This window comes from Tardiphaga sp. (genome assembly GCF_028290785.1).
Taxonomy (GTDB): domain Bacteria; phylum Pseudomonadota; class Alphaproteobacteria; order Rhizobiales; family Xanthobacteraceae; genus Tardiphaga.
Genome location: NZ_JAQGJD010000227.1, coordinates 61,677 through 68,425, shown reverse-complemented (window position 1 = coordinate 68,425; position 6,749 = coordinate 61,677). Strand labels below are relative to the sequence as shown.

The 6,749-nt window shown below is 64.4% G+C and carries 7 protein-coding genes; 5 read left to right on the top strand and 2 right to left on the bottom strand.

Annotated features, from left to right (window positions below):
• Both JWR89_RS14065 and JWR89_RS14060 read left to right on the top strand, forming a co-directional pair.
• The coding region (locus JWR89_RS14065; RefSeq protein ID WP_299717174.1) for an ABC transporter ATP-binding protein at positions 1-623 on the top strand (623 nt) is incomplete at its 5' end.
• Between the two features lie 72 nt (positions 624-695).
• Complete coding sequence (locus JWR89_RS14060; RefSeq protein ID WP_299717172.1) at positions 696-1,154, top strand: MarR family transcriptional regulator; 459 nt, start codon at positions 696-698, stop codon at positions 1,152-1,154.
• Positions 1,155-1,236: 82 nt separating this feature from the next.
• Here the strand turns inward: JWR89_RS14060 and dctA are convergent, their stop codons facing one another.
• The gene (dctA, locus tag JWR89_RS14055; RefSeq protein ID WP_299717171.1) at positions 1,237-2,580 is read right to left on the bottom strand and encodes a C4-dicarboxylate transporter DctA; all 1,344 of its coding nucleotides are present in this window, start codon (positions 2,578-2,580) and stop codon (positions 1,237-1,239) included.
• Positions 2,581-2,721: 141 nt separating this feature from the next.
• On the opposite strand from dctA, the gene leuC reads away from it, so the two are divergent.
• Genes leuC through JWR89_RS14040 form a run of 3 tightly spaced genes read left to right on the top strand, consistent with a single transcriptional unit; the run spans position 2,722 to position 5,776 of the window.
• Positions 2,722-4,248, top strand: a complete 1,527-nt coding sequence (gene leuC / locus JWR89_RS14050) for a 3-isopropylmalate dehydratase large subunit (RefSeq protein WP_299717169.1) — start codon at positions 2,722-2,724, stop codon at positions 4,246-4,248.
• The gene (gene leuD / locus JWR89_RS14045) at positions 4,248-4,856 is read left to right on the top strand and encodes a 3-isopropylmalate dehydratase small subunit (RefSeq protein ID WP_299717167.1); all 609 of its coding nucleotides are present in this window, start codon (positions 4,248-4,250) and stop codon (positions 4,854-4,856) included. Before leuC ends, leuD begins: the two co-directional genes overlap by 1 nt.
• Complete coding sequence (locus JWR89_RS14040) at positions 4,844-5,776, top strand: alpha/beta hydrolase (RefSeq protein ID WP_299717165.1); 933 nt, start codon at positions 4,844-4,846, stop codon at positions 5,774-5,776. The genes leuD and JWR89_RS14040 overlap by 13 nt, the downstream gene beginning before the upstream one ends.
• Here the strand turns inward: JWR89_RS14040 and JWR89_RS14035 are convergent.
• Complete coding sequence (locus tag JWR89_RS14035) at positions 5,722-6,660, bottom strand: LysR family transcriptional regulator (protein ID WP_299717163.1); 939 nt, start codon at positions 6,658-6,660, stop codon at positions 5,722-5,724. The two genes, JWR89_RS14040 and JWR89_RS14035, sit on opposite strands and share 55 nt — an antisense overlap.
• Positions 6,661-6,749: the final 89 nt, after the last annotated feature.

Sequence of the window (6,749 nt, the reverse complement as noted above, 5' to 3'; positions counted from 1 at the left end):
TGATGGGCCGCAATGGCGCCGGCAAGACCACCACCATGAAGGCGGTCATGGGCCTGATGGCCCAGCGCAGCGGCGCCATTGCGTTCAACGGCACCGACATCGCGAAACTGCAGCCATTCGAGATAGCGCGACTCGGCCTCGGCTTCACGCCCGAAGACCGCCGGATCTTTTCCGACCTCACCGTGCTGGAAAATCTCGACATCGGCCGCCAGCCGCCGCGCCGGTTCAGCGATGGCGTGCCGGCGCCGGTGTGGACCGAAGACAAGTTGCTTAAATTGTTTCCCAACCTAGGCGAGATGCCGAACCGGCCCGGCGGGCGGATGAGCGGCGGCGAGCAGCAGATGCTCACCGTGGCGCGCACCCTGATGGGAAATCCGCTGTTGATCCTGCTGGATGAGCCCTCCGAAGGCGTGGCGCCGCTGATCGTCGAATTGATGGCCAACACGATTCTGGAATTGAAGAAGGCCGGCGTTTCGATTTTGCTCTCCGAACAGAACGTGCATTTCGCCGAACTGGTATCGGACCGGGCCTATGTGCTGGAAAAGGGCCAGATCCAGTGGAGCGGCGGCATGGCGGCGCTGGCCGAAAATATCGAGATCCAGCGGGCCTATCTGACGGTGTGAGGGAGTGAACTTCGTCTGTTGTTGCAACCGAAGATCGTACATAATTGGTGTGAGCCAGTTGGGGACGCTTAGATGCTGAAGCCAAGTAAGCTGAAGGTCCTTTCGGGCGCAGAGCCGCCGTCGGATTACATCGTCGATTCCCAGGTCGGTTTTCTGATGCGGGTGGCGATGCAGCGGCACACCTCGATCTTCATGGCCAACATGATCGAGGACCTCACCCAGACCCAGTTCGCGGTGATGGCCAAGCTGCATGAAGTCGGCCCCACCTCGCAGAACCATCTGGGACGGCTGGTCTATCTCGACGCCGCCACCATCAAGGGCGTGGTCGATCGGCTCGGCCTGCGCGGTTTCATCACCACCGGCGCCGACCCTACCGACCGCCGCCGCCGCGCGGTGTCGCTGACCGACAAGGGAACGAAGGTCATGGACGCCGCTATCCGCGTCGCGTCGGAGATCAGCACCAAGACGTTGCGGCCGCTGACGGCGGAAGAGCAGCGCACGCTGACAAGGTTGCTGAAGAAGATTACCTGAGGCGATCATCGTCCCGTATTGCGGAACGCAAGGGCGATCGTCGTGCGCCGTGCCTGCGCGACGGCCGGTCGTCTACCTTGCTCTATGCTTTTGACGCAAGCGGTGCATGGACCGGGGCCAACGCTATCTCATTGATCGCGGGGACCGGAGCGCCTCCGGCTTCCACGCTGCTGAGTTCGCTCTCACCCCGCAGGGCGCTTTCGAGCTTGTCGCGGTCGAGGCAGCCCTCCCAGGCGGCGACGACAAGGGCACCGACCGCATTACCGATCGTGTTGGTGACGGAGCGCGCCTCGGCCATGAAGCGGTCCACGCCGAGCAGCAGCACCAGGCCGGCGACCGGCACCTTGTCCATCGCCGCCAGCGTCGCCGCGAGCGTCACGAAACCCGCGCCGGCAACGCCCGCCGAGCCTTTCGACGTCAGCATCAGGACGCCGAGGATCGTGAGCTGCTCGAAGATCGACAGCGGCGTGTTGGTGGCTTGGGCGATGAACATGGCGCCGATGGTGAAATAGATCGCGCTGCCGTCCGCATTGAACGTCAGGCCCCCGGGAATGACGAGGCCGACCACGGATTTAGGCACGCCGGCGACTTCCATTTTCTGCATGAGCTGCGGAAGTACCGATTCCGACGAGCAGGTTCCGGCGACGGTGAATATCTCCTCCTTGATGTATTTCAGGAAGCGCCACAGCGGAAAGCCGCTCACGCGCGCTGCGGCGCCGAAGATTATAACGACGAACAGCGCGCAGGTGATATATACGCACAGCAATACCTGGCCGAGCGAAAACAGGCTGCTGATGCCGTAGCGTCCGACCGTGAAGGCCATCGCGCCAAGTGCGCCCAGCGGCGCAAACTTCATCACCATTCGCACGATGCCGAACACGGCATGCAGGAAACTATCCATGAACTGGATCACCGGCGTCGCGGCGCGGCCGCCCTGCGACAGCGCTATGCCGAAAAACACGCCGAAAAACAGGATCTGCAGGATGTCGCCCGTGGCAAAACTCTCCGTCACGCTCACCGGAATCATGTGAACGAAGAAATCGATCACGCCGTCCTGCTTCTTGGCCGCGGCGGTGAAGGTCGCGATGGCCTTCGTGTCGAGCGTTGCGGGATCAACGTTCATCCCGACGCCGGGGTGGACGACGTTGACGACCAGCAGTCCGATGAGCAGGGCAAGCGTCGAGGCGACTTCGAAGTAGATGATGGACTTCAGGCCGACGCGGCCCAGCTCCTTCATGTTCTCCATCTTGGCGATGCCGAGCACCACGGTACAGAAGATCACGGGGGCAAGGACCATTCGAATCAGGCGAATGAACACATCGCTGAACACCTTCAACTCGACGGCAAAAGCCGGAGAAGCGAGCCCAACGATCACGCCAGCGACGATGGCCAGCAGCACTTGCACGTAAAGTTTCTTGAAGATCACAACCCCTCCCTGCAGGCCTCGTCGCCGTTATGACGCTGGCCTGTCCATCTATTCGCATTCCCTGCGGATTGGCTGACACGTTAGGTGGAAGCCCTCCCATCCGGAACGGCCAAAAAGCGGATCAATGGATGCAAAGCTTGCATGACCGTCAATCCCGCCGACCGCTATTTTGACCTCCGACAACGAAACCCGGGCGGCGCCCCAGCGCATCCGGCTAGGCACAGGTTGCAGGGAGGCTTTACCTTGGCTCGCGCAAGGACGCTTTACGACAAACTCGTCGATAGTCATACGGTTCGGCGGCTCGATGACGAAGGGCGCCAGCTGCTGCTCTACGTCGACCGCACCGTGCTCAATGAATATACAAGCCCGCAGGCCTTCACCGGGCTTCGCGAGGCCGGCCGTCTGGTCTGGCGCCCGGGTGCCGCGCTCGGCACGGTTGACCATGTCAATCCCACCGCCGCCCGCCGGACGGCGGCCATGCCGGACGACGGCGCGGCCCGGCAGGCAGCCTATTTTGCGGAAAACTGTCGCGATTTCGGTATTGAATTGTTCGACGTGCTGCACCCCATGCAAGGCATCGAACACGTGGTGATGCCAGAGATGGGCTTGGTCCTCCCAGGTATGGTGATCGCTGCCGGCGACAGCCACACCACCACCTATGGCGCCTTCGGCGCACTCGGCTTCGGTATCGGGACCTCCGATATCGAGCATTATCTTGCCACCCAGACCCTGACTTACGGCCGTCTCAAGACGATGCGCGTCACGGTCCACGGCGATCTCGGGCCGGGCGTTCGCGCCAAGGACATCGTCATGGCCCTGATCCGCACGATCGGCGCATCGGGGGCGACGGGCTACGCCATCGAGTTCGCGGGGGCGGGCATCTCGGCTCTCGGCGTCGAGGGACGCATGACGATCTGCAACATGGCCGTCGAATGCGGCGCGCGTGGCGCAATCATGGCGCCGGATGACAAGGTGTTCGCCTATATCGCTGGCCGCCCGCGCGCGCCCGAGGGCGACCTCTGGGACCGGGCTGTCGCGCAATGGCGCATGCTGGCAAGCGATCCGGAAGCAGTATTCGACCGGGAAGTGACGCTGCAGGCAGACATGATCGAGCCGATGGTGACGTGGGGCACCAGCCCCGACCAGGCGGCCCCGATCGGCGCGTCCGTTCCCGACCCCGCGAATGAGTCGGATCCCGAACGGCGTCGCGACATGGAGCGCGCGCTGTCGTACATGGACCTGCGCCCGGGAACGCCGCTGTCGGATATTGTGATCCAGCGGGCATTCATCGGCTCCTGCACCAACGCCCGCATCGAGGATCTGCGCGATGCCGCCGCGGTGGTGCGCGGTCGACACGTCGCCGCGGGCGTGCAGGCGATGGTCGTCCCCGGTTCGAGCAGCGTGCGCCGCCAGGCGGAGTCAGAGGGGCTCGACCGCATCTTCCTCGAAGCCGGCTTTGAATGGCGGCAATCCGGCTGCTCAATGTGTCTTGCCATGAACGACGACATGCTGAGCCCGGGCGAACGCTGCGCGTCGAGCACCAATCGCAATTTCGAGGGCCGTCAGGGCGCGTCGGGTCGCACCCATCTTATGAGCCCAGCGATGGTTGCAGCCGCAGCCGTCGACGGCCGGTTGACCGATGCGCGGCGCTACATGGGAGCCCTGTGATGCAGCCCTTTTCCATTGTGACAGGCGTCGCGGCGGCGCTGCCGGCCGCCAACGTCGACACCGACGTGATCATGCCGAAGCAGTTTCTCAAAGGCGTCGATCGCAGCGGCCTCGACCGCGGCGTTTTCCACGACCAGCGCTTCGACAACGCGGGCGCCGTGCGGCCGGATTTCGTGCTCAACCGGGATCCGTGGTGCAACGCCAAATTTCTGGTCGTGGGTCCGAATTTCGGCTGCGGGTCGAGCCGCGAACATGCTGTCTGGGGGCTCGGCCAACTCGGCATCCGCGTCTTGATCGGCACCAGCTTCGCCGGCATCTTCTTCGACAATTGCGCCCGCAACGGCGTCCTCGGGATCACGCTGGACGAGGCCAGCACCCGCCGGATCAGCGAGCTTGCGACCGATCCGGCGACATGCCAACTGACGGTCGATCTGCCGGGGCAGCGCGTGTTGCTCGCTGACGGCTCGGTTGTCTCCTTTGAAATCGAGCCGGGGCGCAAACAGGCTCTGGTTCTGGGCCTCGACGCGGTCGGCGCGACTTTGCAGGATCGCGCCGCCATCACATCATTCGAGCATTCATATCTGGTTGAAAATCCATGGCTGGCTTAACTCTCCCCGATTCCGATGCGACGTTTGCCGAACGCGGCCCGTCGCCATTCCTGGCGGGCTTCCGCCTGCTCGATGTGACGCTGGCCGACGGCATCACGATCCGCGCTGCCATTGGTGGCAAGGGGCCGCCGCTGCTGCTGCTGCACGGGCATCCGCAGACTCACGTCACCTGGCGCAAGGTGGTGGCGCAACTCGCCCAGCGCTTCACCATCGTCGCGACCGACCTGCGCGGCTATGGCGACAGCAGCAAGCCGGAAAGCGGGGCCGACCATGCGGCCTATTCGAAGCGCAGCATGGCGCGCGATCAGGTCGCGGTGATGCGCGCCCTCGGACATGAACGCTTCGACCTCGCGGGCCACGATCGCGGCGGCCGCGTCGCGCATCGCATGGCGCTCGATTATCCCGAGGCCGTGTCGCGGGTCGCGCTGATCGATATCGCACCCACCTCAACCATGTATGCGCGAACCGACAAGGCGTTTGCCACGCGTTATTTCTGGTGGTTCTTCCTGATCCAGCCGGCGCCGTTGCCGGAGCGGATGATCGGCGCCGATCCGGAATTCTTCCTGCGCACGCATATTGACGGGCAGGTCAAGACACCCGGCGCCACCGAACCCGCCGCCTTCGCGGAATATCTGCGTTGCTACAACGATCCCGCGACTCGCCACGCGATCTGCGAGGATTATCGTGCGGCCGCGACCATCGATCTCGTGCACGATGCCGCCGACGCCGACAGGCGGGTCACGGCTCCCTTGCTCGCGATCTGGGGCGGCAAGGGCACCGTCGGCGCGCTCTACGATGTGCTGGAGACCTGGCGGGAAAAGGCGTTGCACGTTTCCGGCCGCGCGTTCGATTGCGGTCATACGCTTCAGGAAGAGCGACCGGAGGAAACGATCGCGGAGCTGACTGCATTCTTTGCCTGAGGCAGCGAGAGCCCGGCAGCATGATTCCATAGTGCCTCGGCACCGGGGCTTTGCCGGGCTTTCGGGCGAAACAGCCGAATTTCCATCGGCACTTCATCGCTCGTGCCGCCGGCGCGGACCAGCGTCCCGGCTGCGAGATCGTCGGCCACGAGGCTGAGCGGCGACCATGCGACGCCGCGTCCATCCCGCGCCATGGTCGCGAGCACGCTGGCCAGGTGCGATGCGAACACCGGCTCCGCCGGCGCCCTCGTGCCGGTGGCCGCCCAGGCCGCAGCCAGAATGCGGCCCATGCCGGACTCCGACGTGTAGGCGAGAAACGGCGCCGCGCCCAGTTCGCGCGGTTGCAGCGTGGGCGACATCACCGGCAACAGGATGTCGTCGCCGAGATGGATCGAGCGGAAAGCGTCATTGGTCAGCCGCGATGCCGCCTCGCTATGGTGATGGCACAGCAGGAACTGGGCGCGGCCTTCCACCATCAGCTTTTCGCAGGCTACCATATTGTCGGCGGTGAGCTGGACCGTCGACAGGATCGGCGCGGCGGCTTCCAGTGCGCGCAGCCAGCGCGGAAAGAACGTCAGGGACAGGACGTGGGTGGCGGCAAAGCGAAGTGCGCTGGAAGCCGCTTGAGCCGCGCCAAACGCTTCCTCGCGCCCGATCTGTAGACGGCGCAGGGTTTCCTCGGCCACCAGACGGAAGCGTTCGCCGGCGGCGGTCAGCCGAACGGAATGCGTGTTGCGATCGAACAAGGCGGCGCCAACCCATTGCTCCAGCGAGCGGATTCGTCGGCTGAGGGCGGGCTGGCTGACGGCGCGCCGTTCCGCCGCCCGGGAAAACCCTCCTTCATCCAGAACCGCGAGAAAATCCTCAAGCCATGCTATTTCCATGTTGGAATCCTACAGCACGATGCTGACCAAGGGCTAGTCGAGGCGGGGATGGCGCGGGGGCCGGCTGGGCGCTCTGGAGTCGCCTGGCG

Bases quoted from the DNA above. Each gene is read 5' to 3' on its own strand.
- JWR89_RS14040 (WP_299717165.1), top strand. From the start codon at position 4,844: ATGGCTGGCTTAACTCTCCCCGATTCCGATGCGACGTTTGCCGAACGC.
- leuD (WP_299717167.1), top strand. From the start codon at position 4,248: ATGCAGCCCTTTTCCATTGTGACAGGCGTCGCGGCGGCGCTGCCGGCC.
- JWR89_RS14060 (WP_299717172.1), top strand. From the start codon at position 696: ATGCTGAAGCCAAGTAAGCTGAAGGTCCTTTCGGGCGCAGAGCCGCCG.
- JWR89_RS14035 (WP_299717163.1), bottom strand. From the start codon at position 6,660: ATGGAAATAGCATGGCTTGAGGATTTTCTCGCGGTTCTGGATGAAGGA.
- leuC (WP_299717169.1), top strand. From the start codon at position 2,722: ATGACCGTCAATCCCGCCGACCGCTATTTTGACCTCCGACAACGAAAC.